The organism is Streptomyces sp. NPDC030991 (assembly GCF_055571235.1).
The window spans coordinates 16,240-38,767 of the sequence record NZ_JBVIFR010000024.1 but is presented as its reverse complement, the minus strand read 5'-3'; the positions used below and the strand labels follow the sequence as shown (position 1 = coordinate 38,767).

The 22,528-nt window shown below is 71.5% G+C and carries 20 protein-coding genes; 11 read left to right on the top strand and 9 right to left on the bottom strand.

The annotated features are described in order from the left end of the window. Positions 1-364: 364 nt before the first annotated feature. From ACZ45E_RS33170 to ACZ45E_RS33150, 5 genes are all read left to right on the top strand, one after another. Positions 365-1,219 carry a TraR/DksA family transcriptional regulator gene (locus ACZ45E_RS33170; protein ID WP_468228092.1) on the top strand — a complete coding sequence of 285 codons (855 nt, stop codon included), beginning with the start codon at positions 365-367 and terminating at the stop codon, positions 1,217-1,219. A gap of 88 nt (positions 1,220-1,307) precedes the next feature. Then, positions 1,308-1,886, top strand: coding sequence for a signal peptidase II (gene lspA / locus ACZ45E_RS33165; RefSeq protein WP_468228090.1), 579 nt, complete (start codon positions 1,308-1,310; stop codon positions 1,884-1,886). Between the two features lie 64 nt (positions 1,887-1,950). Continuing rightward, positions 1,951-2,892 carry an RluA family pseudouridine synthase gene (locus tag ACZ45E_RS33160; RefSeq protein WP_468228087.1) on the top strand — a complete coding sequence of 314 codons (942 nt, stop codon included), beginning with the start codon at positions 1,951-1,953 and terminating at the stop codon, positions 2,890-2,892. Then, the gene (locus ACZ45E_RS33155; protein WP_468228086.1) at positions 2,889-3,389 is read left to right on the top strand and encodes a GNAT family N-acetyltransferase; all 501 of its coding nucleotides are present in this window, start codon (positions 2,889-2,891) and stop codon (positions 3,387-3,389) included. The genes ACZ45E_RS33160 and ACZ45E_RS33155 overlap by 4 nt, the downstream gene beginning before the upstream one ends. A 73-nt stretch (positions 3,390-3,462) precedes the next feature. Then, the gene (locus ACZ45E_RS33150) at positions 3,463-5,049 is read left to right on the top strand and encodes a Na+/H+ antiporter (protein WP_468228084.1); all 1,587 of its coding nucleotides are present in this window, start codon (positions 3,463-3,465) and stop codon (positions 5,047-5,049) included. Between the two features lie 32 nt (positions 5,050-5,081). On the opposite strand, the gene ACZ45E_RS33145 is transcribed toward ACZ45E_RS33150, so the two are convergent. Then, entirely contained in the window at positions 5,082-6,191 is a 1,110-nt protein-coding gene (locus tag ACZ45E_RS33145) for a mechanosensitive ion channel family protein (protein WP_468228081.1), read from the bottom strand. A 62-nt stretch (positions 6,192-6,253) separates the two neighbouring features. Here ACZ45E_RS33145 and ACZ45E_RS33140 point away from each other — a divergent pair, with 62 nt between their 5' ends. Further along, on the top strand, positions 6,254-6,823 hold the full coding sequence (locus ACZ45E_RS33140; RefSeq protein ID WP_468228078.1) for a dienelactone hydrolase family protein: 570 nt from the start codon (positions 6,254-6,256) through the stop codon (positions 6,821-6,823). Between the two features lie 55 nt (positions 6,824-6,878). Here ACZ45E_RS33140 and ACZ45E_RS33135 read toward each other — a convergent pair whose 3' ends face one another. The 3 genes from ACZ45E_RS33135 to ACZ45E_RS33125 all read right to left on the bottom strand — a co-directional run bounded on the left by ACZ45E_RS33135 (position 6,879) and on the right by ACZ45E_RS33125 (position 9,860). Continuing rightward, positions 6,879-7,697, bottom strand: a complete 819-nt coding sequence (locus ACZ45E_RS33135) for a thioredoxin domain-containing protein (RefSeq protein ID WP_468228075.1) — start codon at positions 7,695-7,697, stop codon at positions 6,879-6,881. A gap of 51 nt (positions 7,698-7,748) precedes the next feature. Continuing rightward, positions 7,749-8,447 carry a hypothetical protein gene (locus ACZ45E_RS33130; protein WP_468228072.1) on the bottom strand — a complete coding sequence of 233 codons (699 nt, stop codon included), beginning with the start codon at positions 8,445-8,447 and terminating at the stop codon, positions 7,749-7,751. An 81-nt stretch (positions 8,448-8,528) separates the two neighbouring features. Beyond that, positions 8,529-9,860 (bottom strand): DUF2252 domain-containing protein, encoded by a 1,332-nt coding sequence (locus tag ACZ45E_RS33125; RefSeq protein WP_468228069.1) that lies wholly within the window; start codon positions 9,858-9,860, stop codon positions 8,529-8,531. 177 nt (positions 9,861-10,037) lie between these two features. On the opposite strand from ACZ45E_RS33125, the gene dnaE reads away from it, so the two are divergent. Beyond that, positions 10,038-13,577 (top strand): DNA polymerase III subunit alpha, encoded by a 3,540-nt coding sequence (gene dnaE / locus ACZ45E_RS33120; protein WP_468228066.1) that lies wholly within the window; start codon positions 10,038-10,040, stop codon positions 13,575-13,577. Positions 13,578-13,710: 133 nt separating this feature from the next. Here dnaE and ACZ45E_RS33115 read toward each other — a convergent pair whose 3' ends face one another. After that, positions 13,711-13,887, bottom strand: coding sequence for a hypothetical protein (locus tag ACZ45E_RS33115; RefSeq protein ID WP_468228063.1), 177 nt, complete (start codon positions 13,885-13,887; stop codon positions 13,711-13,713). A 285-nt stretch (positions 13,888-14,172) separates the two neighbouring features. Here ACZ45E_RS33115 and ACZ45E_RS33110 point away from each other — a divergent pair, with 285 nt between their 5' ends. The 4 genes from ACZ45E_RS33110 to ACZ45E_RS33095 all read left to right on the top strand — a co-directional run bounded on the left by ACZ45E_RS33110 (position 14,173) and on the right by ACZ45E_RS33095 (position 18,099). Beyond that, the gene (locus tag ACZ45E_RS33110) at positions 14,173-15,420 is read left to right on the top strand and encodes an NYN domain-containing protein (RefSeq protein ID WP_468228060.1); all 1,248 of its coding nucleotides are present in this window, start codon (positions 14,173-14,175) and stop codon (positions 15,418-15,420) included. A gap of 150 nt (positions 15,421-15,570) precedes the next feature. Further along, on the top strand, positions 15,571-16,551 hold the full coding sequence (locus ACZ45E_RS33105) for an ABC transporter ATP-binding protein (RefSeq protein ID WP_468228299.1): 981 nt from the start codon (positions 15,571-15,573) through the stop codon (positions 16,549-16,551). Further along, on the top strand, positions 16,548-17,375 hold the full coding sequence (locus ACZ45E_RS33100) for an ABC transporter permease (RefSeq protein ID WP_468228057.1): 828 nt from the start codon (positions 16,548-16,550) through the stop codon (positions 17,373-17,375). Before ACZ45E_RS33105 ends, ACZ45E_RS33100 begins: the two co-directional genes overlap by 4 nt. A gap of 34 nt (positions 17,376-17,409) precedes the next feature. Continuing rightward, entirely contained in the window at positions 17,410-18,099 is a 690-nt protein-coding gene (locus ACZ45E_RS33095) for a DUF2567 domain-containing protein (RefSeq protein ID WP_468228055.1), read from the top strand. A 197-nt stretch (positions 18,100-18,296) separates the two neighbouring features. Here ACZ45E_RS33095 and ybaK read toward each other — a convergent pair whose 3' ends face one another. The 4 genes from ybaK to ACZ45E_RS33075 form a co-directional block, all read right to left on the bottom strand. Beyond that, positions 18,297-18,797: a Cys-tRNA(Pro) deacylase gene (gene ybaK / locus ACZ45E_RS33090; RefSeq protein WP_468228052.1), complete on the bottom strand. Its 501-nt coding sequence runs from the start codon at positions 18,795-18,797 to the stop codon at positions 18,297-18,299. An 18-nt stretch (positions 18,798-18,815) separates the two neighbouring features. Further along, entirely contained in the window at positions 18,816-19,601 is a 786-nt protein-coding gene (locus ACZ45E_RS33085) for an LON peptidase substrate-binding domain-containing protein (protein ID WP_468228049.1), read from the bottom strand. 11 nt (positions 19,602-19,612) lie between these two features. Then, a complete protein-coding gene (locus tag ACZ45E_RS33080; RefSeq protein ID WP_468228297.1) occupies positions 19,613-20,581 on the bottom strand; it encodes a hypothetical protein in 969 nt (322 codons plus the stop codon). A gap of 153 nt (positions 20,582-20,734) precedes the next feature. Beyond that, complete coding sequence (locus tag ACZ45E_RS33075) at positions 20,735-22,249, bottom strand: oxidoreductase (protein ID WP_468228295.1); 1,515 nt, start codon at positions 22,247-22,249, stop codon at positions 20,735-20,737. Positions 22,250-22,528: the final 279 nt, after the last annotated feature.

Sequence of the window (22,528 nt, the reverse complement as noted above, 5' to 3'; positions counted from 1 at the left end):
TACGCCGCTACTCGGCCCCATCCACGCTTCTCGCTCCGCCCAGTGTACGGCGCCGGGACGGGGCGGCCGACCGGTTTTCGCGGGGGGCGCGGGCGCGGGGTACGACTGCGCGTGGTGACCCGAATGGCAATACGTACGGTGACGGAGCCCGGCTGGTCGTCCGTCCGGCGCGGGGCGGGCGGCCGGCGGGCGGATCGCCGCGCCTACCGGGCGGTCAGCCGGGTCGGCAGGCCGCGGACGGGTCGCGCGGGGGCCGGGAGGGGGCCGGATGGCGGAGCGCGCCCCGTTGCCGCGGGCCTGGAGTCGATTTATCGTCCCAGCACGATTCGCGTGCAAGATCACAATGTGTGAAGGGGCCGCGTCCATGGTGGCGAAAAAGACCGCCGTTCAGCAGTCGGCGTCCGGCAGAACGACGGGCGCGGACGCCTCCGGCGGGGCGGCCCGGGCCTCCGGCGGAGCCGCCGGCGAGGACGCGGCGACCGAGAAGACAGCGGCCGGGACGCCGGCCGGCGCCAAGAAGAGCGCCGCGAAACCCGCCGCGAAACCCGCCGCGAGGACGACGGCGAAACGTGCGTCCAAGAAGGCGGCGAGCAAAAGCGCCGCCCCTTCGGGGAAAGCCGAGGGTGCCGCGGCCCCCTCGGCGGGGAAACGTACGACCAAGAAGGCGACCGGTACGGCCGAGAAGGCCGACGCCGAGGGCGCGGCCGAGGCCGCGAAGACGACGGGAGCCACGACAGTGGTTGCGAAGAAGACGCAGGGCACGGCCACGGCGGCGCAGGAGCCCGGCGCGGTCCCCAAGGCGCGGGAGTCCGCGGTGGCCGCCGGTGAACTGGCCGTCCGGCCCGGGGAGGACCCCTGGACCCCGGACGAGGCCAAGGAGGCGCGGGCCGAGCTGCAGAGCGAGGCGCTGCGGCTCGGGAGCGAGATCGAGGCGGCGGAGACGGGGCTCGCCGGTCTGATGCGGGACTCCGGGGACGGGGCGGGTGACGACGAGGCCGACACCGGGACGAAGAACACCACGCGCGAGCACGAGATGGCGTTGGCCGCCAACGCCCGGGAGATGCTGCTGCAGACCCAGCGGGCCCTGGAACGCCTGGACGCCGGCACGTACGGGCTCTGCGAGAACTGCGGCAACCCCATCGGCAAGGCGCGCATGCAGGCCTTCCCCCGGGCGACCCTGTGCGTCGAGTGCAAGCAGAAGCAGGAGCGCCGCTACTGAGCGCCCCTGGGTCGCACCGTCCATGGGGTGCCGCGCGCGTGTGCCGTACCCTCGTTCCTCAGTCAGGTACCTAGGTTGAGGGACTCACGTGACAGAGGCGGAGCGCATCATCGGTACGCCGGAATCCTCCGAGGCGGGGGCAGCGGAGCCGGAGAGGGCCGACGGGGCCGCGCCGTCCCGGGGCAGGCGGCGCATCGCCGTGCTGTTCGCCGTGGCCGTGCTGGCGTACGCCCTGGACCTGGTCAGCAAGCTGATCGTGGTCGCGAAGCTGGAGCACCGTGACTCCATCCGTGTCCTGGGGGACTGGCTGCAGCTCGAGGTGATCCGCAACCCCGGGGCCGCCTGGGGCATCGGCGAGGCTTTCACCATCGTCTTCACGCTGATCGCGGCGGCGGTGATCGTCGTCATCGCCCGGCTGGCGAAGAAGCTCTACAGCACGCCGTGGGCGATCGCCCTCGGCCTGCTGCTCGGCGGGGCCCTCGGCAACCTCACCGACCGGGTCTTCCGCGCCCCCGGCGTCTTCGAGGGCGCCGTCGTCGACTTCATCGCGCCGAAGAACTACCCCGTCTTCAACCTCGCCGACTCCGCGATCGTCTGCGGCGGCATCCTGATCGTGCTGCTCTCCTTCCGCGGGATCGACCCGGACGGGACCGTCCACAAGGACTGAGGCCGCGGCCCTGGTGACAGGGCTGCGGTACGGGGCTGTCGGTGCACTCCTGCATACTCGATGCGTGAGCACCATTCCCGAACTCCGCACCCTGCCCGTGCCCGACGGCCTGGAGGGCGAGCGTGTCGACGCCGCCATCTCCCGCATGTTCGGCTTCTCCCGTACCAAGGCCGCCGAGCTCGCCGCCGCCGGGAAGGTCACGGTGGACGGTTCGGTCGTGGGCAAGTCCGAGCGGGTGCACGGCGGCGCCTGGCTGGAAGTGGAGATGCCGCAGGCGCCCGCCGCGGTACAGCTCGTCGCCGAGCCCGTCGAGGGCATGGAGATCGTCCACGACGACGACGACATCGTGGTCATCGTGAAGCCGGTCGGCGTCGCCGCCCACCCGAGCCCGGGCTGGACCGGGACGACCGTCATCGGCGGGCTGGCCGCCGCCGGGTACCGGATCTCCACGTCCGGCGCCGCCGAGCGCCAGGGCATCGTGCACCGCCTCGACGTGGGCACCTCCGGGCTGATGGTCGTCGCCAAGTCCGAGCGGGCGTACACGTCGCTGAAGCGGCAGTTCAAGGAGCGGGTGCCGGACAAGCGCTACCACGCGCTCGTGCAGGGGCACCCCGACCCGATGAGCGGCACCATCGACGCGCCGATCGGGCGCCACCCGAACCACGACTACAAGTGGGCCGTGACGGCGGAGGGCAAGCCCTCGGTCACGCACTACGACCTCATCGAGGCGTTCCGGGCCGCCTCCCTGCTGGACATCAAGCTGGAGACGGGCCGCACGCACCAGATCCGCGTGCACATGTCCGCGCACCGGCACCCCTGTGTCGGCGACCTGACGTACGGCGCCGACCCGACGCTCGCCAAGCGGCTCGGGGTCACGCGGCAGTGGCTGCACGCCGTGCGGCTCGGCTTCGAGCACCCGTCCGACGGCCAGTGGGTGCAGTTCGAGAGCGAGTACCCCGAGGACCTTCAGGTCGCGCTCGACCGGGTGCGGGCGGAGAGCGAGTGACCATCGAGGCCTACGCCGTGCGCGTGGCCGACACCGACGCGGACCGCGCCGCCTGTTTCGCCGTGCGCAAGGACGTCTTCGTCGGTGAGCAGAACGTCCCCGAGGATCTGGAGTACGACGAGTACGACGCCGGGGCCGTGCACGTGCTGGCGGTCCGCGCCGACGGGCTGCCGCTCGGCACGGGCCGGCTGCTGACGGGTTCCGCCGCCGCCGCGAAGAACGGGGGCGCAGAGGACGTCGGTGCCCTCGGAAGGCTGGCCGTGACCAAGGCCGCCCGGGGGCTGGGCGTGGGCGCCGCCCTCGTGCGGGCCGTCGAGGACGCGGCCCGGGCGCGCGGGCTCGCCGCGGTCGATCTGCACGCACAGACCCACGCGCTGGGCTTCTACGAGCGGCTCGGGTACGTCGGGTACGGGCCGGAGTTCCCGGACGCCGGGATTCCGCACCGGGCGATGCGCAAGAGCCTGGGCCGGACACCGGCGGGGCGCGGCTCGGGCTGAAGAGGGTTTGCCCGGATTCGCGTGGCACTCTTGAGCCGGAAGTCCTTGATCGTCGACTCTGGTCGGAGCCCCCGTGGATCAATTGGCCCTGCTGTTCGTGCTGTTGCTCGGGGCCGTCCTGAGCGTGCCGCTCGGCGACCGGCTCAAGCTGCCCGCACCCGTCCTGATGACGCTGCTCGGCATCGTCCTCGCCCTGATCCGCGCGGTGCCCAATGTCGACATCCCACCGGATCTGATCCTTCCGCTGGTCCTGCCGCCGCTGCTCTACGCGGCCGTGCACCGCACCTCATGGCGGCAGTTCGCGGCCAACAAGCGGCCCATCTTCCTGCTGGCCGTCGCGCTGGTCTTCGTCACCACGGCCGCGGTCGCCGGTGTCGCCAACGCGGTCGTGCCGGGCCTGCCGATCGCCGCCGCCGTCGCGCTCGGCGCCCTCGTGGCGCCGCCCGACCCGGTCGCCGCGACCGCCGTCGCCGGACAGCTCGGCCTGCCCAGGCGCCTGGTGTCGATCCTGGAGGGCGAGGGTTTGTTCAACGACGTGACCGCCATCGTGCTCTACCACGTCGCCATCTCCGCCGCCGTCAGCGGCAGTTTCTCGCTGCCGCACGCCGCGCTCCAGCTGGTGCTCTCCGCGGTCGTGGCCGTCGCCGTCGGTGTGGCGCTCGGCTGGGCCGCCAACCGGCTCATGGGCTACCTCGGCGACGCCACCCTCCAGATCGGCCTCACGCTCCTGGTCCCGTACGCCTCCTACGTACTGGCCGAGGAGCTCAAGGGCTCGGGCGTGCTCGCCGTCCTGACCGTCGCCATGTTCCTGGCCGAGCGGGCCTTCGACGCCGACGACGTGCTCACGCGGCTGACCGGCCGCGCGTTCTGGGACGTCGTCGACACCCTCGTCACCGGGGTCGCCTTCGGCCTCATCGGCCTGGAGGTGCACAACGTCGTACGGACGGCCGAGGGCCACTGGGGCGAGATGCTCGGCTGGTCGGGCGCCGTCGTCGGGGTCGTCATCGTCGTACGCCTGCTGTGGCTGCTGCCGATGACCTGGGTGACCCAGCGGCTGCACGCGCGGCGTGACGTCGCCGAGGAGATCCCGGTGAGCTGGCGCGAGACCGTCATCATGTGGTGGTCCGGGATGCGCGGCGTGGCCTCCGTGGCACTGGCCCTCGCCATCCCGCTGACCATGGACGACAAGTCGCCCTTCCCGAAGCGCGACGAGATCATCTTCATCGCCTTCGGGGTGATCATGGCGACCCTGATCCTCCAGGGGCTCAGCCTGCCCTGGCTGGTGAAGAAGCTCGGGGTCCAGGCCGACACCGAGCTGGAGCAGAAGTACGAGCAGGACCTCGCCCTGCGCGCCGCCAAGGCCGCGAAGCGGCGCCTCAAGGAGATCGAGGAGGTCGAGGAGCTGCCGGAGGACGTGCAGGAGCAGATGGTGCGGCGGGCCTACGACATCGGCCTGCGGATCAACCCGGAGATGGGCGCCGAGGAGCGGCGCGCGACGCAGGCGAAGCGTTTCGCCCGGATCAAGCGGGTGCGGCGGATCCAGAACGAGATGCTGTCGGCGGCCCGGCACGAGGTGCTGGCCGCGCGCAGCGAGCCCGGTGCCGACCCCGAGGTCGTCGACCGGGTGCTGCGCCAGCTGGACGTACGGAGTCTGCGCTAGGCGCGACAGGCGGGACGGGCGGTGGGGGAGGGTCAGCCCCGGCCCGTGCGCGGCGCCCGGCCGTCCCGCATGAGTTCGCGGACCGGCAGGGACGTGCCGATGTCCTCCGGGGCGATGAGGGCCGTCGCCGTGTTGATCCGCGGCAGCGCGTACGGGTGCTGCTCGGTCAGCCAGCGGAGCAGCTGCTCGCGGACCAGGACCCGCACCGTCCAGATGTCGTCCGCGTCCTTGGCGGTGACCACGGCGCGGACCTGCATCGTGCTGGGCGTGGTGTCAGTGACGGCCAGGCTCCAGTCACGGCCGTCCCAGGCGGCGCAGTCGAGCAGGATGTCGTGCAGCTTCTCGCGCATCTGCGGCACCGGGGCGCTGTGGTCGAGGTGGAAGAAGACGGTGCCGGTCATCTGGGTGCCGCCGCGCGACCAGTTCTCGAACGGCTTCGACGTGAAGTACGACACGGGCATCGTGATCCGGCGCTCGTCCCAGGTGCGTACGGCGAGGAAGGTGAGGGTGACCTCCTCGATGGTGCCCCATTCGCCGTCCACCACCACGGTGTCCCCTATCCGCACCATGTCGCCGAACGCGATCTGGAACCCGGCGAAGAGGTTGCCGAGCGTCGACTGGGCGGCGACACCGGCGACGATGCCCAGGATTCCGGCCGAGGCCAGCAGGGAGGCGCCGGCGGCCTTGAACGCGGGGAACGTCAGCAGCATCGCGGCGACCGCCACGACGCCCACGACCGCGGTGACGATGCGCTGGATCAGGGTGACCTGGGTGCGAACCCGGCGGACCCGGGCCGCGTCACGGTGGCTGGTGGCGTAGCGGGCGTAGGACGACTCGACGACGGCGGTGGCGATCCGCACGATCAGCCAGGCGGTGGCGCCGATCAGCACCAGGCTCAGCGCCCGGCCGACCCCGGCGGAGTGTTCCTCGGTGATCTGCGCCTGGTCGTAGGAGCCTCTCAACAGGCCCGCGCAGAGCACGAATCGCAGCGGCAGGCGGCAGCGGCGCAGCAGTCCCCACAGCGGAGTCTCGTGGTGGCGTCGGTCAGCGCGTTGCAGTAGACGGTCGACGGCCCACCCGAGGAGGAGTGTGAGCACGACCGAGCCACCGACAACGATCAACGGGCGCAGTACGTTCTCCATCCCTCGACGGTAACCGGGATCAGCCTGCTCTAACCTGCGGCGTTCCTGGCACCATGGGCCTCATGAACATCATGCTTTTCCACTCCACGTACGGACTCCGGCCCGCCGTGGAGGCCGCGGCCGACCGGCTGCGCGGCGCCGGGCACGAGGTGTGGACCCCGGATCTCTTCGAGGGCCGTACCTTCGACACCGTCGAGGAGGGCATGGCCCACCGGGACGAAATCGGCAAGGACGAACTGCTCAAGCGCGCCGTGCTGGCCGCCGCGCCCTACTCCGAGCGGGGCCTCGTCTACGCCGGGTTCTCGTTCGGTGCCGCGACCGCGCAGACCCTCGCCCTCGGTGACGAGAAGGCGAAGGGGCTGCTGCTCCTGCACGGCACGTCCGACCTCGCGGCGAACGCGTCGGTGGACGAACTGCCCGTCCAGCTGCACGTCGCCGAGCCCGACCCGTTCGAGACGGACGACTGGCTGACCGCCTGGTACCTGCAGATGGGTCGCGCGGGCGCGGACGTGGAGGTCTACCGGTACGCCGGGGCCGGCCACCTCTACACCGACCCCGAGCTGCCCGACTACGACGAGGAGGCCGCCGAGACCACCTGGCGGGTGGCTCTCGGCTTCCTGGCGACGCTCTAGGCGCGCCGGGCGCTCCTGGTGATCCTGGCGCCCCGGGTGACGGGGCGCCGCCGGGTCAGGACTTGAGGGCCTTGTCCACGGCCGTGTTCCAGTCGGCGACCGTGCCCGGGGCGTTCTGGCCGTCGGAGCCGGTGAGCTTCTTGCCGTCGAGGACGAACGACGGGGTGCCCTGGACGCCGTACTTGTTGTCGTCGAAGAGCTTCGACATCTCCAGGGCCCACTTGTCGAAGGTGCCGTCCTTGACGTCCTTCTGGAAGGTCTTGTCGGACTTCAGTGCGGGGACGGTGTTCGCGACCTTGAGGAGGTACGCGTCGTCCTTGAACTTGTCGCTGGTCTCCTCGGGGTGCCACTTCGTGGAGTAGAGCGCTTCCTTGTAGTCCCAGAAGGCGTCCTTCGACACGTTCAGGGCGGCACCGAGCGCGCTCAGCGCGTTCTTCGAACCCTCGCCCTGGAGGTTGGCGTCGAGGAAGGTGGCGCCGACGTACTGGATCTTGTACTTGCCGGCGTCCATGTCCTTCTTGAGCGTCGGGCCGACGGCCTGCTCGAAGGAGGCGCAGACCGGGCAGCGCGAGTCCTCGTACGCGATGATCGTCTTCTTGGCCGAGTCCTTGCCGAGGATCACCGTGGTGTTGTTCTTGCCGCTGGTGTTCTCCGGCGCGACCAGGGCGTCGTCCTTCGCGGCCTCCCAGTAGGAGGGCTTGTTGCCCTGCAGTACCAGGTAGCTGACGACGCCGGCTATCGCCAGGACACCGACGACGGAGCCGGCGACGATCGCCTGCCGCTTCGCCTTGTCCTTCTTGGCCTGGCGCTCCCGCTCGATCCGCAGCCGCTCGCGGGCCGCCGACTTCGCCTGCTGGCTGTTGCGCTTGCTCATGATCCGTTGCTCCGTGGGTTCGTGACATCAGGAATTCGGGGACTGTCGTGCTCAGGCTGAGAGAGCCAGGCACGGCGGTCCGCGCCGTCCCACGGAGTGCAGGAGGACCGGCGGGCGGGCGGCCCGCGCGCGGGTGGCCGGGCGCGGCCGTCGCGGGGCCGGCGCCGGGCGGACGGCGACCGCGGCGAAGGCGATCAGCAGCGGGCGGAACGCGAAGGCGGCCACCGCCCGCAGCAGTTGCGCCAGGGCCTGCTCGCCGCGGCGCAGCCAGCCGGCCGCGAGCAGCCCGACCGTGACGTGCGCGCCGAGCAGCAGCCAGGACGCCGCCGGGTCGCTGTGGGCGAGGAGAGCGGCGGCCTCGTCGGTGCCGGTGCCGGTCATCCGGGCCAGCGGCGTGCCGACGTTCCCGCCGCACAGCACGTCGAAGCCGAACGAGCGCAGCGGCCCGGCGACCGGGCCGCCCGCCTCGCCGTAACAGACGTGCTGGCCGGTGGTGAAGACCGTGTCGGCGGCCAGCTCCAGCGGGACGAGCAGCGCCGCGATCCGGCCGAAGCCGCGCTCGCGGCCGGCCAGCGCGTACGCGATCACGAAGACGGCGACAGCGGTCGCGGCGACCGTCGTGAGCGGCAGCGGCGCCCGGGACAGCAGGACGTGCGACGCGGCGGAGAGCGTCACGACGAGCGCCGTGAAGAGCGCCGCGCGCACGGCTCTGAGCTGGGTCCCGGAAACGGCCCCGGATATGTCGTCCATCGCGGCAGAGTGTGCCATGGCTTCCTGTAGGCGATGGCTAAAGGGTGCCCCTGCGTTATGGAATCGTGCGGGTCAATGCACCTAGGCGGTCAGGCCCGGGATCCTGCCGTTGCGGAACAGGTCGACGAAGATCTGGTGGTCCGCACGCGCGCGTGCGCCGTAGGTGTGCGCGAAGTCGACCAGCAGGCCCGCGAAGCCGTCCTCGTCGGCGGCGATCGCCGCGTCGATGGCGCGCTCCGTGGAGAAGGGCACGAGGGACTGGCCCGACAGGTCGTCCGCCGCCGCGTGCATCGCCGCCGTGGCCCGGCCGAGGTCGGCGACGACCGCCGTGATCTCCTCCGGGTCGTCGATGTCGCCCCAGTCCAGGTCCACCGCGTACGGTGACACCTCGGCGACGAGCTGACCGGAACCGTCGAGCTCGGTCCAGCCCAGCCACGGGTCGGCGTGCGCCTGGAGGGCGCGCTGCGAGATGACCGTGCGGTGGCCCTCGTGCTCGAAGTAGCCGCGGATCGCCTCGTCGGTGATGTGCCGGGAGACGGCCGGGGTCTGGCCCTGCTTCATGTAGATCACGACATCGTTCTCCAGGGCGTCGCTGTTGCCCTCCAGGAGGATGTTGTACGAGGGCAGCCCCGCGGAGCCGATACCGATGCCGCGACGGCCCACCACGTCCTTCACGCGGTACGAGTCCGGGCGCGTCAGCGACGACTCCGGCAGCGTCTCCAGATAGCCGTCGAACGCCGCGAGCACCTTGTAGCGCGTCGCCGCGTCCAGCTCGATGGAGCCGCCGTCCTCGGCGAACCGGCGCTCGAAGTCGCGGATCTCCGTCATGGAGTCGAGCAGCCCGAAGCGGGTCAGTGACCGGGCGTCACGCAGCGCGTCCAGGAGGGGGCCCTCGGCCGTGTCGAGGGTGAAGGGCGGCACCTCGTCGCTCTTGGCGCCCGTCGCGAGGGCGTGGATGCGCTCGCGGTAGGCCGCCGCGTACGTGCGCACCAGGTCGGTGATCTGGTCGTCACCCAGCGCCTTGGAGTAGCCGATCAGCGCCACGGAGGCGGCGAACCGCTTGAGGTCCCAGGTGAACGGGCCGACGTACGCCTCGTCGAAGTCGTTCACATTGAAGATCAGCCGGCCCGTCGCGTCCATGTACGTGCCGAAGTTCTCCGCGTGCAGGTCGCCGTGGATCCACACCCGGCTGGTGCGGTCGTCCAGGTACGGGCCGCCGTGCTGCTCGCGCTCCACGTCCCGGTAGAAGAGGCACGCGGTACCGCGGTAGAACGCGAACGCCGAGGCCGCCATCTTGCGGAACTTCACCCGGAACGCGGCCGGGTCCGCGGCGAGGAGCTGGCCGAACGCGGTGTCGAAGACGGCGAGGATCTCCTCGCCGCGCTGCTCGGCATGGGGCTGCGGGACCGACATCGCCGGGTGCCTCCTGGTACGGGTGGTGCGTGGGCTCGAATGTCACGCAGGACGGGTCTTCTGCTCCGTCCAACGCCCGACCGTACTCCGGAGTGCCCGTCGGTTGTCACACGCCGGTCGTAGACTTCCAAGCTGTCCCCGCCCTGTCGCCGACCGTTCGCCATTGGAGCCCCGACCGTGTCAAAGCCGCCCTTCACGCATCTGCACGTCCACACCCAGTACTCGCTGCTGGACGGTGCCGCGCGGCTGAAGGACATGTTCAACGCGTGCAACGAGATGGGCATGACGCACATCGCGATGTCCGACCACGGCAACCTCCACGGGGCGTACGACTTCTTCCACTCCGCCCAGAAGGCGGGCGTCACACCGATCATCGGCATCGAGGCGTACGTCGCCCCGGAGTCGCGGCGCAACAAGCGGAAGATCCAGTGGGGCCAGCCGCACCAGAAGCGCGACGACGTGTCCGGTTCGGGCGGTTACACGCACAAGACGATCTGGGCGGCGAACAAGACGGGTCTGCACAACCTCTTCAAGCTGTCCTCGGACGCGTACGCCGAGGGCTGGCTCCAGAAGTGGCCGCGCATGGACAAGGAGACGATCTCGCAGTGGAGCGAGGGCCTGATCGCCTCCACCGGCTGCCCCTCCGGTGAGCTGCAGACACGGCTGCGCCTCGGCCAGTTCGACGAGGCCCTCAAAGCGGCCTCCGAGTACCAGGACATCTTCGGCAAGGACCGGTACTTCCTGGAGCTGATGGACCACGGCATCGAGATCGAGCGCCGGGTCCGCGACGGCCTCCTGGAGATCGGCAAGAAGCTCGGCATCCCGCCGCTGGTGACGAACGACTCGCACTACACGTACGCGCACGAGTCCGTCGCGCACGACGCGCTGCTGTGCATCCAGACCGGCAAGAACCTCTCCGACCCGGACCGCTTCCGGTTCGACGGGACGGGCTACTACCTGAAGTCCACCGACGAGATGTACGCCATCGACTCCTCGGACGCCTGGCAGGAGGGGTGCCGCAACACGCTCCTGGTGGCGCAGCAGATCGACACCACCGGCATGTTCGAGAAGCGCGACCTCATGCCGAAGTTCGAGATCCCGGAGGGCTTCACCGAGGTCACCTGGTTCCAGGAGGAGGTCCGTCGCGGCATGGAGCGCCGCTACCCGGGCGGCGTCCCCGAGGACCGGCAGAAGCAGGCCGAGTACGAGATGGACATCATCATCCAGATGGGGTTCCCGGGGTACTTCCTGGTCGTCGCCGACTTCATCATGTGGGCCAAGAACAACGGCATCGCGGTGGGCCCCGGCCGTGGCTCTGCCGCCGGTTCGATCGTCGCGTACGCCATGGGCATCACCGACCTCGACCCGATCACGCACGGCCTGATCTTCGAGCGGTTCCTCAACCCCGAGCGCGTCTCCATGCCCGATGTCGACATCGACTTCGACGAGCGCAGGCGCGTCGAGGTGATCAGGTACGTGACCGAGAAGTACGGCGCCGACAAGGTCGCCATGATCGGCACGTACGGAAAGATCAAGGCCAAGAACGCGATCAAGGACTCCGCGCGCGTGCTCGGCTACCCGTACGCGATGGGCGACCGCCTCACCAAGGCGATGCCCGCCGACGTCCTCGGCAAGGGCATCGATCTCTCCGGTATCACCGACCCGCAGCACCCGCGCTACAGCGAGGCGGGCGAGATCCGCGGGATGTACGAGAACGAGCCGGACGTGAAGAAGGTCATCGACACCGCCAAGGGCGTCGAGGGCCTGGTCCGGCAGATGGGCGTGCACGCGGCCGGCGTGATCATGTCCAGCGAGCCGATCGTCGACCACGCCCCGATCTGGGTGCGGCACACCGACGGCGTCACCATCACGCAGTGGGACTACCCGCAGTGCGAATCGCTCGGCCTGCTGAAGATGGACTTCCTGGGCCTGCGCAACCTGACCATCATGGACGACGCCGTCAAGATGGTGCGGGCCAACAAGGGCATCGACCTGGAGATGCTCTCCCTCCCGCTGGACGACCCGAAGACCTTCGAACTGCTCTGCCGCGGTGACACGCTCGGCGTCTTCCAGTTCGACGGCGGCCCGATGCGCTCGCTGCTGCGCCAGATGCAGCCCGACAACTTCGAGGACATTTCCGCCGTCTCGGCCCTGTACCGGCCGGGCCCGATGGGCATGAACTCGCACACGAACTACGCGGAGCGCAAGAACGGCCGGCAGGAGATCACGCCGATCCACCCGGAGCTCGAGGAGCCCCTGAAGGAGACGCTCGGCCTGACCTACGGCCTCATCGTGTACCAGGAGCAGGTGCAGAAGGCCGCGCAGATCATCGCCGGTTACTCGCTCGGCGAGGCCGACATCCTGCGCCGCGTGATGGGCAAGAAGAAGCCCGAGGAGCTGGCGAAGAACTTCGTCCTGTTCCAGGAGGGCGCGAAGAAGAACGGCTACTCGGACGCGGCGATCCAGGCCCTGTGGGACGTCCTGGTGCCGTTCGCCGGCTACGCGTTCAACAAGGCGCACTCCTCCGCGTACGGCCTGGTCACCTACTGGACCGCGTACCTGAAGGCCAACTACCCGGCCGAGTACATGGCGGCGCTGCTCACCTCCGTCAAGGACGACAAGGACAAGTCCGCGGTCTACCTCAACGAGTGCCGCCGCATGGGCATCAAGGTGCTCCCGCCCAATGTGAACGAGTCGATGCACAACTTCGCCGCCCAGGGCGACGACGTGATCCTCTTCGGCCTGGAGGCCGTCCGCAACGTCGGTACCAACGTGGTGGATTCGATCATCCGCTCGCGCAAGGCGAAGGGGAAGTTCGACTCGTTCCCCGACTACCTCGACAAGGTCGAGGCCGCCGCCTGCAACAAGCGGACCACCGAATCGCTCATCAAGGCGGGCGCGTTCGACACGATGGGGCACACCCGCAAGGGCCTCACCGCGCAGTACGAACCGATGATCGACAACGTGGTCGCGGTGAAGCGCAAGGAGGCCGAGGGCCAGTTCGACCTCTTCGGCGGCATGGGCGACGAGGACAGCAGCGAGCCGGGGTTCGGGCTCGACGTCGAGTTCTCCACCGACGAGTGGGAGAAGACGTATCTGCTCGCCCAGGAGCGGGAGATGCTCGGCCTCTACGTCTCCGACCACCCGCTCTTCGGCCTGGAGCACGTGCTCTCCGACAAGGCGGACGCGGGCATCGGCCAGCTGACCGGCGGTGACTTCTCCGACGGCGCCGTCGTCACCGTGGGCGGCATCATCTCGGGCCTCCAGCGCAAGATGACCAAGCAGGGCAACGCCTGGGCGATCGCGACCGTCGAGGACCTCGCCGGTTCCATCGAGTGCATGTTCTTCCCGGCGACGTACCAGCTGGTCTCGACCCAACTCGTCGAGGACGCCGTGGTGTTCGTGAAGGGACGCCTCGACAAGCGCGAGGACGTGCCGCGTCTGGTCGCCATGGAGATGCAGGTCCCCGACCTGTCGAACGCGGGCACCAACGCACCGGTGATCCTCACCATCCCGGCGCTCAAGGTGACCCCGCCGATGATCAGCCGCCTCGGCGAGATCCTCAGCAACCACCGGGGCGACAGCGAGGTACGGATCAGGCTCCAGGGGCCGCGCAAGACCACGGTGCTCCGCCTCGACCGGCACCGGGTGAAGCCGGACCCGGCGCTCTACGGCGACTTGAAGGTGCTGCTCGGCCCGGCGTGCCTGGCGGGCTGACCGGAGGCCGGGTACCGGGTACCGGGTACCAGATGAGACCGGGTATCCCGATATGACGTAGAGGGGCGCACCCCGGATCCTGGGTGCGCCCCTCAGTACGTATCGCTACGTGTCAAATGCCGCAAGCGAAGCGTCAGTTGTGGCCGAAGCGCTTCTGGTGCTTGCGGGCGACGTCCGACGGGTTGCCCATCTGCGGCTCCATCGTGGACGTCGCCTCCGGGGTGGCCGACCTGGACTGCTCCTGCGTCTCTTCCGTGAGGGACGCGCGGTTCTGGTCGCCGGACTGCTTGCGATTCTTGTTCTTGGCCATGGTGATCTGCCTCCTATGGGGGAGATTGGGAGATCTGGGGGCCAGGTTCGCGTTCAGATTCACATAGCCCGATAAAGATCGCATATCGGGCAATTACCGTCCGTGACACAGGCGATCGGGTCGCGTACGCCCCGCCCGTACCACATCCGCCACGCCGAAGATCGAGTTCGGGCCGTTAACCCCCGCGCCGTCGGGCAGACTCGAAGGAAACCCGAAGCGAATACGCGGGCGCCGCCCCGTGAGCGCGTCCGGACTGTCGTAAGTCGGCGAAAGAGGGTGGACCGCGTGGACCGCTGCATCGTCCTGGTGGATGCCGGATATCTCCTGGGGGCCGCCGCGAGCCTCCTCGCGGGCGAACCCTCCCGTTCCCGTATCCACGTCGACCACGCCGCCCTCATCCAGGGCCTGCGCGAACGCGCCGAGACCGAGACCGAGCGCCCGCTCCTGCGCATCTACTGGTTCGACGGCGCCCCCGACCGCGTCCCCCAGCCCGAGCACCGCAGGCTGCGCGTCATGCCCCGGGTCACCGTCCGGCTCGGCGCCCTGACCCGCAGCGACGGACGCTGGGCCCAGAAGGGCGTCGACGCGGCCATGCACGCCGAGCTGACGGAGCTGGCGCGCAACCGGGCCTGCTCCGACGTGGTCCTCGTCACCGGCGACGGCGATCTGCTGCCCGGCATGATGGCCGCCAAGGAGCACGGCGTCGCCGTCCACCTGTGGGCCGTACAGGCCGCCGACGGCGACTACAACCAGTCCGAGGACCTCGTCGCCGAGGCCGACGAGCGGCGCGTGCTCGACCGCATCTGGATCACCAAGGCCGTCCGCGCCAAGGAGCTCGGCGGCGTCTGCGCCCCCCAGCCCGTGCCGCGCCCCGAGATCGCCGCGATCCTCTCCGCCCCGCTGCCCGAATCCGCTCCGGCCGCCGCCGCGCGCCCGGTGGACGACGCCGTGGACGCGCCGCCCGACCGGCACCCCCCGGCCGTCCGCACCGAGGGCGACGCGGAGGACCGCTCCGGCGCCCACAAAGTCGTGCCCACCCCGAAGGACCTCGCCGCGCTGCGCGCCCCCGCCACGGGGGCCGCGCCGGCCCCGCAGCACCCCACGAACGCGACCCTGCGCTGGTCCTCCGACAAGGGCTGGGTGGAGCGCCCCGGCGGCCCCGGTGGCAGCGGTGAGCCCCCGGAGGCGGCCACCCTGCCGACGCTCGCGCAGCTCACCACCGCCGAGCAGCGCTGGGCCGACCGCGAGGAGGACATCACCGCGGTCAGCGGCGACCCGTACGAGGTGGGCCAGGTCTTCGCGCGCCGGTGGATGGCCCGCCTCGCCGACCCCGTGCAGCTGCAGAAACTGTCGACCATGTATCCGCGCGTGCCGCACCGGATCGACGGGGAGCTGCTCAGATACGCGGCGCGGTTCGGGCTGCTCGCCCACAAGGACGACCAGATCGACGAGCACGACCGGTACGCGATCCGGGCCGGATTCTGGCGGGAGATCGATGTACGGACCGCCGAACACGCCACCGCGGGGGAGTGAGACCCCCCGCGTGCCACGACGGACACCGGGCGACGTGCCGCCTCATTTGTCCGGCCCCGCGCGCAATGGGGCGGCCCGGACCCCGTACCCTCGTTCCTCGTGAGTACGCGCACCGATGATGCCGCCCCGGCCCCTGTACGGGACGCTGTCGTGTGCGCGGTGCGGGGGCTCAGCAAGACCTATCCCGCCGTGCGCGGCCGGCGCGGGGCGCCGGGACCCCCCCCGGTGCGGGCCACCGACGACGTACGGCTCGACATCCGGCGCGGGGAGATCTTCGGACTGCTCGGGCCGAACGGCGCCGGCAAGTCCACCCTCGTACGGCAGCTCACCGGGCTGATGCGGCCCGACGCCGGCAGCGTGGAGATCCTCGGGCACGACATCGTGCGCCACCCGGAGCGTGCCGCGCGGATCCTCGCCTACCTGGGCCAGGAATCGACCGCCCTCGACGAGCTGACCGTGGCGCTCGCCGCCGAGACCACCGGACGCCTCCGCGGCCTCTCCCTGCGGGACGCGCGGGCCGAGCGGGACGACGTACTGGAGGAGCTGGGGCTCACCCCGCTCGCCGCGCGCCCCCTCAAGAAGCTCTCGGGCGGCCAGCGGCGCCTCGCCTGCTTCGCCGCCGCACTCATCGGCGAGCGGCCCCTGCTCGTGCTCGACGAGCCGACGACCGGCATGGACCCCGTCGCGCGGCGCGCCGTCTGGGCCGCGGTGGACCGGCGGCGTGCCGAGCGCGGCACGACCGTCCTGCTGGTCACCCACAACGTCATCGAGGCCGAGACCGTCCTCGACCGCGTCGCCGTCCTCGACGCGGGGCGCGTCATCGCCTGCGACTCCCCGGCCGGGCTCAAGGACCGCGTCGCCGGTGAGGTGCGGGTGGAGCTGGTGTGGCGCCAGGAGGCCCCGGTACAGCTGCCCGAGGTCGCCCGGCTGCGCGAGCACGCCGTGGAGGCCGGGCGCCGCTGGTCGCTCAGGCTCGCCCCGGACGCGGCCCGCGCCGCCGTCGCCGCGGTCACCGGCGGCCCCGCCTTCGACTTCCTCGACGACTTCACGCTCGCCACCCCGAGCCTGGAAGACGTGTACCTGGCGCTCGGCGGCAGCCGCAGCGGCGTGAAGGGCCTGGTGAAGGCATGAGTGCCGTATCCGCCGAAGCCGTGCGGCAGCGCACGGGCGAGCACCTGGCCCCGGCCGCGCCCGCCGACGACGGGCTCGCGCCCCGGGCCCGGTTCCTGCCCTCGCTCGCCGCGGTCTACCGCGCCCAGCTCTCACGGGCCCGGGTGGCCCGCATCCCGCTGCTCTTCGTCGCGACCTTCCAGTCCATCGGGATCATGGTCCTCATGCGGGGCGTGGTCGACCGGGGCGGCAGCGAGGCGCGGGCCGTCGTGGCGGGTTCCGCGGTGCTGGTCGTCGCGTTCGTCGCGCTCAACCTGCTCGCCCAGTACTTCGGGCAGCTGCGCGCGGCCGGCGGGCTCGACCACTACGCGACGCTGCCCGTGCCGCCCGCCTCCGTGGTGCTCGGCACCGCGGGCGCGTACGCCTCGTTCACCGTGCCCGGCACCGTCATCACCGCGGTCGTCGGCTGCGCCATGTTCGATCTTCCGCTGACGCATCTGTGGGTGCTCGGCGCCGTGATCCCGCTGGCCGGCGCCGCCCTGGCCGGGCTCGGCGCCGCGCTCGGCCTGCTCGCGCCCCGGCCGGAACTGGCCACACTGCTCGGCCAGTTGGGCATGTCGGCGGCGCTGCTGCTCGGCGTGCTGCCGGCCGGCCGGATGCCGCAGATCGTGCAGTACGCGCGTGATCTGCTGCCCTCGACGTACGGGGTCGAGGCTCTCGCGCGGACCTTCGGGGACCACCCCGACTGGGCCGTCGTCCTGCTCGACCTGGGGGTCTGCGCGGCTGTCGGCGTCGCCTCGCTCGCGGTGGCGACGTGGGCCTACCGCCGGGCAGCCGTCCGGTGACGCGCCCGACAGGCACGCCTGGCACGATGGCAGGGTGACCGCACCGCTGACGCCGCCGCCCCATCAGCCCCCGCACAACAACGGGCACAGTGATCCCTGGCAGGCCCCCGACCCGATGACCGGACATCTGCCGCCCGCCCCTGCCACGTACGCGCAGGACGGCCCGGGGGTGCGGACGGAGCTGCGCGAGGCCGCCGTCGTGGCGGTTGGCTCCGCGCTCCTCGGACTGCTCCTCGGCGCGCTGTGGCTGTGGCTCGCGCCGCGGATCCCGCTGGTGTCGGACAGTACGGCGGTCTACCTCAAGGACACCGAGGGGGAGCAGGCCATCGGGGTCGACGGAACGTTCACCCTGCTCGGTCTCGCGTTCGGCGTGGTGAGCGCGCTCGTGGTCTTCCTGTGGCGCAAGCGCGGCGGCGTCCCCCTGGTCGTGGGTCTCGCGCTGGGCAGCCTGCTCGGCGGCGTGCTCGCCTGGCGGTTCGGGATCTGGCTCGGCCCCGCCCACGACGTGGCCGCGCACGCCAAGGAGGTCGGCAAGGGGGTCGTCTTCGACGCGCCTCTCCAGCTCAAGGCCAAGGGGGCGCTGCTCGCGTGGCCGCTGGCCGCGATGGTGGTCCACCTCGGGCTCACCGGCCTGTTCGGGCCCCGGGACCCCGACCCGTACGCCGGCTACTACGACCGGGCCCCCGCCCCGCAGCCCGCGGACGGGGCGCCCGACAGGGCCTAGCTGCACTGACCCGCGGGCCCACCCCGGCCGGCGGACGGCGTACATGGGTGGACTCGCGGAAGGTGGACGCCCGCCCCGCGCTCAGGCGGGCCGGTGCCCGTGGTTGGCCTTGCCCTTTTTGATCCGCCACTTGCGTTTGCGCGTTCTCTTCGACATGTCCTTGGTGCTTAGTCGAAGGAGCACGGTACGTCGAGGGGTCACACACGACCGACAGGGGCGAGCACCGCGTCGGTGAGCGCCACCAGGTCGTCCGGCGCCAGCTCCACCTCGAGGCCGCGGCGGCCCGCGGAGACACAGATCGACGCGTGCCGCCCGGCCGACGAGTCGACCACCGTACGCAGCTTCTTGCGCTGGCCGAGCGGGGAGATGCCACCCCGTACGTAGCCCGTGGTCCGCTCGGCCAGCGCCGGGTCGGCCAGCGCGGCCCGCTTGCCGCCGACCGCCGCGGCCAGCGCCTTGAGGTCGAGCCGGCCCGCCACCGGCACGACGGCGACGGTCAGCCGGCCGTCGACGTCCGCGACGAGCGTCTTGAAGACCCGGTCGGGGGAGACGCCCATCGCCTCTGCGGCCTCCTCGCCGTACGAGGGGTGGGACGGGTCGTGGTCGTAGGCGTGGACCGTGAACGCCGTGCCCGCGGCGGTGAGCGCCACCGTCGCGGGGGTGCCGGACTGTTGCTGCTTCTTGGCCTTCTTCGCCAACGTGCCCGTTCCTTACAGTCAGTTGCGGCTGGTGGCTTGTCTCGTCAGCTCCGTCGCGGGCAGCGACGGGAGGTGCCGGATGATCGCCGTCTCGGCGCGCAGCAGCTTCAGCTCGTCGCGCAGCCGGGACGCCGCGTCCGGGGCCTGGAGGAGCCGCTGCTTGGTCGGCACGTCGAGCACCGTGGCCGCCGCCACCAGGTAGGAGACCACCGACGGCTCGTCGGGCAGCTCGGCGCCGGTCATCAGGGACCGCTCGCGGGCACCGGCCAGCCGCTTCTGGTACGTACGGAACGCGCGCAGCACGCCTTCCGCCAGGGCGCCGGCCTCGTCCCCGTCCTCCTCGGGCAGCTCCTCGACCTCGGCGGTCAGATAGGGGCCAGAGGCGTCCACGGAGTGCAGCCTCACCCGGCGGGTGCCGGTGGCCAGGACCTCGAAGCCGCCGTCGGGGCGCTCGCGGATCGTCGCCGCGTCCGCGACGCACCCCGTCCCGTGGAACGACGACAGGGGGTCGTCGCCGAACCCCGCCGCGGGGCCCGCGCCCGCCTCCTTGGTGGTCACGTCGTCCGGCATACCGGACGCGCTCGGCGCCACCTCGTGGCCGTCACGGATCGCGACGACGACGAACTGGCGCGGCTCGTCGGAGACGGCCGGATCGTCGTCGGGGTCGGACGGGTCGGCGGGGGACGCCTTCAACAGGTCGCGCATCAGGGCGCGGTAACGCTCCTCGAAGACGTTCAGCGGAAGCACGAGCCCCGGGAACAGCACCGAGTTGAGCGGGAAGAGCGGAAGCCGGACGGTGGTCACGACGCTCAAGCCTAATGGGCGCCGGAGCCGCCCGGTCCGCCGCGCAGCGGCAGCGTGGCCGCGACCTCCAGGCGGACCCCGTCCCGCAGCTCCAGGAACCGGCCCAGCGGATCGTCCGAGAGCCGGTCCCAGGGGAACGACGTCGCGTACGGGCCGAGCAGCCGCAGCTGCTCCAGGGCGTCCGGCCAGCGCTCCAGCTCGACCAGGACGCAGACCAGCAGATTGCGCACCTCGGCGGGCCAGGGGTCGGCCGTGCCGTACGTGCGCGAGAGCCCGGCCGCGAGGTCGGCCGCCGCGTCGAGGCGGGCCCGCGGGACGCCCCGGGGGGCCCGCGCCGTCAGGTACGTGAAGGCCGCGCGGACCGGCAGGGCCTGGAGGAGGGAGCCCGGCAGGGCGTCCTGCGCGGCGCGTTCGGCGAAGTCGAGGCATTCGGCGTGCGAGCCGTACCAGGCGGCCGACAGGTACTGGAGCGCCGCGACGTGACAGCCGTAGTGGTGCGGGGAGCGGCGCACCGCCTGGGCCCACACGTCCTCGAAGGCGGTGTGCGGGGCGTTCGTGCCGCGGGCGTGGTCCAGGGCCACGCGCCAGGGCACCGGGTCGCGGGGGTCGGCCTCCGCGGCGGCCAGGACCAGCGGGGCGACCTCGCGGAGCAGCTCGGCGCGGGCCGGGGAGCCGAAGGCGCGGCTCACCGCCAGTTCGGCCTTGACGAGGAGCAGGTCCGGGTCGTGCGGGGAGGCGTCCTGCCAGGCGTCGAACCATTCGGTGCGGGAGGCGGCGAACGCGGCGAGGCGCAGCACGTAGCGGTCCCGGTTCTCCCACTCGGCCGCCTCGCGCGTGTGGGCGAGGACCTTGGCGGCCGGCCCGTACTCGCCGCGGCCGGCGGCGACCAGCGCGGGGGCGAGGTGCTCGTCCGGGGCGTCGAGCAGCACCTCGTCGTCCGGCGGCAGGCCCGCGGCGAGCGAACCGGTGTGGCGGATCATGCGGGCGGTCCGTACGAAGGCGCGCAAGAACGGCACGGATGCCTCCTCTACGCGCGTTCGGAACGGGTGACTGCCGTGGAATGACGGCTGAAGAGGGCCGATGGTTGCCTGCGGGTCGGTAACGGTTCCACGGAGTTCACCGGCCGGCCGGGCTCAGTTGCGGCGCAGCAGCCGGGTCGCGCCGGCCGCCACCGTCGTCGCCAGGATCCAGCCGAGTATCACCATGATCGCCGCCACCCACTGCCAGCCGCCCCGCAGCGACCAGCTGCTGGACTGGCCGAGGTCGATCACCGGGAGGAGAAGGTCGAGGGCGAACAGGGTCGAGTCCCACTGCGGGCCCTCGCCCGGCTTCATCGGCGGGTGGGGGGCGTTGCGGAAGGCGAACGCGCCGACCGCCCAGAGCACCGCCATCCAGACCGCGGCCCGCCCCGGCCGGTACCCGTAGGCGACCGTCCAGTCCTGGAGGTAGCCCCAGATCTTCGCGGCGGGCGGCAGCGTCTCGCGGCGCCGCCGCTGTTTGGAGAGGAGCACCTCGCGGGCGTCGGCGTCCTCACCGCTGTTGCGCAGCACCGCGGCGAGCCGCTCGTACGGCTCCGGGTTGTACTCCGGGGTCGCCGCCGCGAGCCATTCGAGGCGCCGGGTGAGCGGGAAGGGGCCCAGCGGGATCAGGTTCTCGTAGGTGAATCCGCCCATCCGTACCTGTCCGGGTCCGGGCCAGCCGGCCGCCTTGTCGACGAGGTTGACGATCTTCGCACCGGAGAGCACGATCCGCCCGCGCTCCGGCCGCTCGCCGAGGAAGCGCAGCTCGGGGGTCTGGATGCGGCGCAGCGAGATCTCCTGGTCGTTCGCCAGGACGAAGCGCGCCGCGTCCAGGTCGACGGCGTCGCCGAACCGGCCGTCGTCGAGCCTGATGCCCCCCACGCACTGGAAGCGCTGCACGCGCGTGCCGCGCGCGGGCGTGGAGCCACTGGCCTGCCATGGATTGCCGAGGCCCGCGGGGGTCAGGTACATGGTGCGCTCGACGCTCATCTGCGGGGCGTTCAGGGCGTGCCGTCCCTGGGTGTTGCTCAGCAGGCTGCCGCGCAGCGACAGCGACACGCCGACCGTCGCCCCGCGCAGGCTGACCTCGCCGTGGGTCTCCACCATCTCGGCCTGAAGGTCCTGGCCCACCGTGAGACCGTCCGCCGTCAGCGACTTGCCGCGCCGGTCACGGAAGACGACGGCCTGGTTGAGCAGCAGGTCCGTGCCGATGTGGGCGTCGGTCAGCCGGATGCCGTGATGGAACCGGCAGCGCGGCAGGTGCAGGTCGCCCTCGGTGTGCACCCGGGCGCCCTCCAGCCGCGGCACGGAGCAGTCGACGAACCGGACCGTCGTGAAGCGCGCCTCGGGCAGCAGCACCTCCTTCTCGAACCGGCACTGCTTCAGCTCCACGTACGGGTCGATCGTGCCGCCCGCGAGATCGAGCACGTCCGTGATCTGCAGGCCCTGGAGCTTGAGGGACGAGACCCGCCCGGCGAGGGCGGGCGGCCCGTCGAGCAGCAGCCAGGCCACGATCCGCGCCCGCACGCTGCGCTCGGGCCCCCAGGGATGTCCGCCGTGCGGGTCGTCGGCCGCGTAGACCCCGCTGCGCAGGTCGTAGACCGTGCCGTTGCGGAAGGCCAGCCACATGCCCACCTCCGCCGCGCTCAGCCCGTCCGGCACGTCCACGCTGCCGCTGCCGTCGACCACGACCGTTCTTCCTCCCCGTACCACCTGCGACCCGTACCACCTGCGACCCGTACCGTCCCCGCGTCCCTGGTGGCCCCCGGCCACCCCGGTCACCTGCTACTCGCGGGTTTCGTACAACCGTTCATGCCCGTTGGGTGACCGTCTGAACGCTGGGCGTGAAGGTCCGCCGACAGTGGCGGGAACAACGGCTGAAACCGGACGTGTATCAGTCATTGATAC

Bases quoted from the DNA above. Each gene is read 5' to 3' on its own strand.
- ACZ45E_RS33170 (WP_468228092.1), top strand. From the start codon at position 365: ATGGTGGCGAAAAAGACCGCCGTTCAGCAGTCGGCGTCCGGCAGAACG.
- ACZ45E_RS33145 (WP_468228081.1), bottom strand. From the start codon at position 6,191: ATGGAGAACGTACTGCGCCCGTTGATCGTTGTCGGTGGCTCGGTCGTG.
- ACZ45E_RS33140 (WP_468228078.1), top strand. From the start codon at position 6,254: ATGAACATCATGCTTTTCCACTCCACGTACGGACTCCGGCCCGCCGTG.
- ACZ45E_RS33135 (WP_468228075.1), bottom strand. From the start codon at position 7,697: ATGAGCAAGCGCAACAGCCAGCAGGCGAAGTCGGCGGCCCGCGAGCGG.
- ACZ45E_RS33130 (WP_468228072.1), bottom strand. From the start codon at position 8,447: ATGGACGACATATCCGGGGCCGTTTCCGGGACCCAGCTCAGAGCCGTG.
- ACZ45E_RS33125 (WP_468228069.1), bottom strand. From the start codon at position 9,860: ATGTCGGTCCCGCAGCCCCATGCCGAGCAGCGCGGCGAGGAGATCCTC.
- ACZ45E_RS33115 (WP_468228063.1), bottom strand. From the start codon at position 13,887: ATGGCCAAGAACAAGAATCGCAAGCAGTCCGGCGACCAGAACCGCGCG.
- ACZ45E_RS33100 (WP_468228057.1), top strand. From the start codon at position 16,548: ATGAGTGCCGTATCCGCCGAAGCCGTGCGGCAGCGCACGGGCGAGCAC.
- ACZ45E_RS33080 (WP_468228297.1), bottom strand. From the start codon at position 20,581: ATGATCCGCCACACCGGTTCGCTCGCCGCGGGCCTGCCGCCGGACGAC.
- ACZ45E_RS33075 (WP_468228295.1), bottom strand. From the start codon at position 22,249: ATGTGGCTGGCCTTCCGCAACGGCACGGTCTACGACCTGCGCAGCGGG.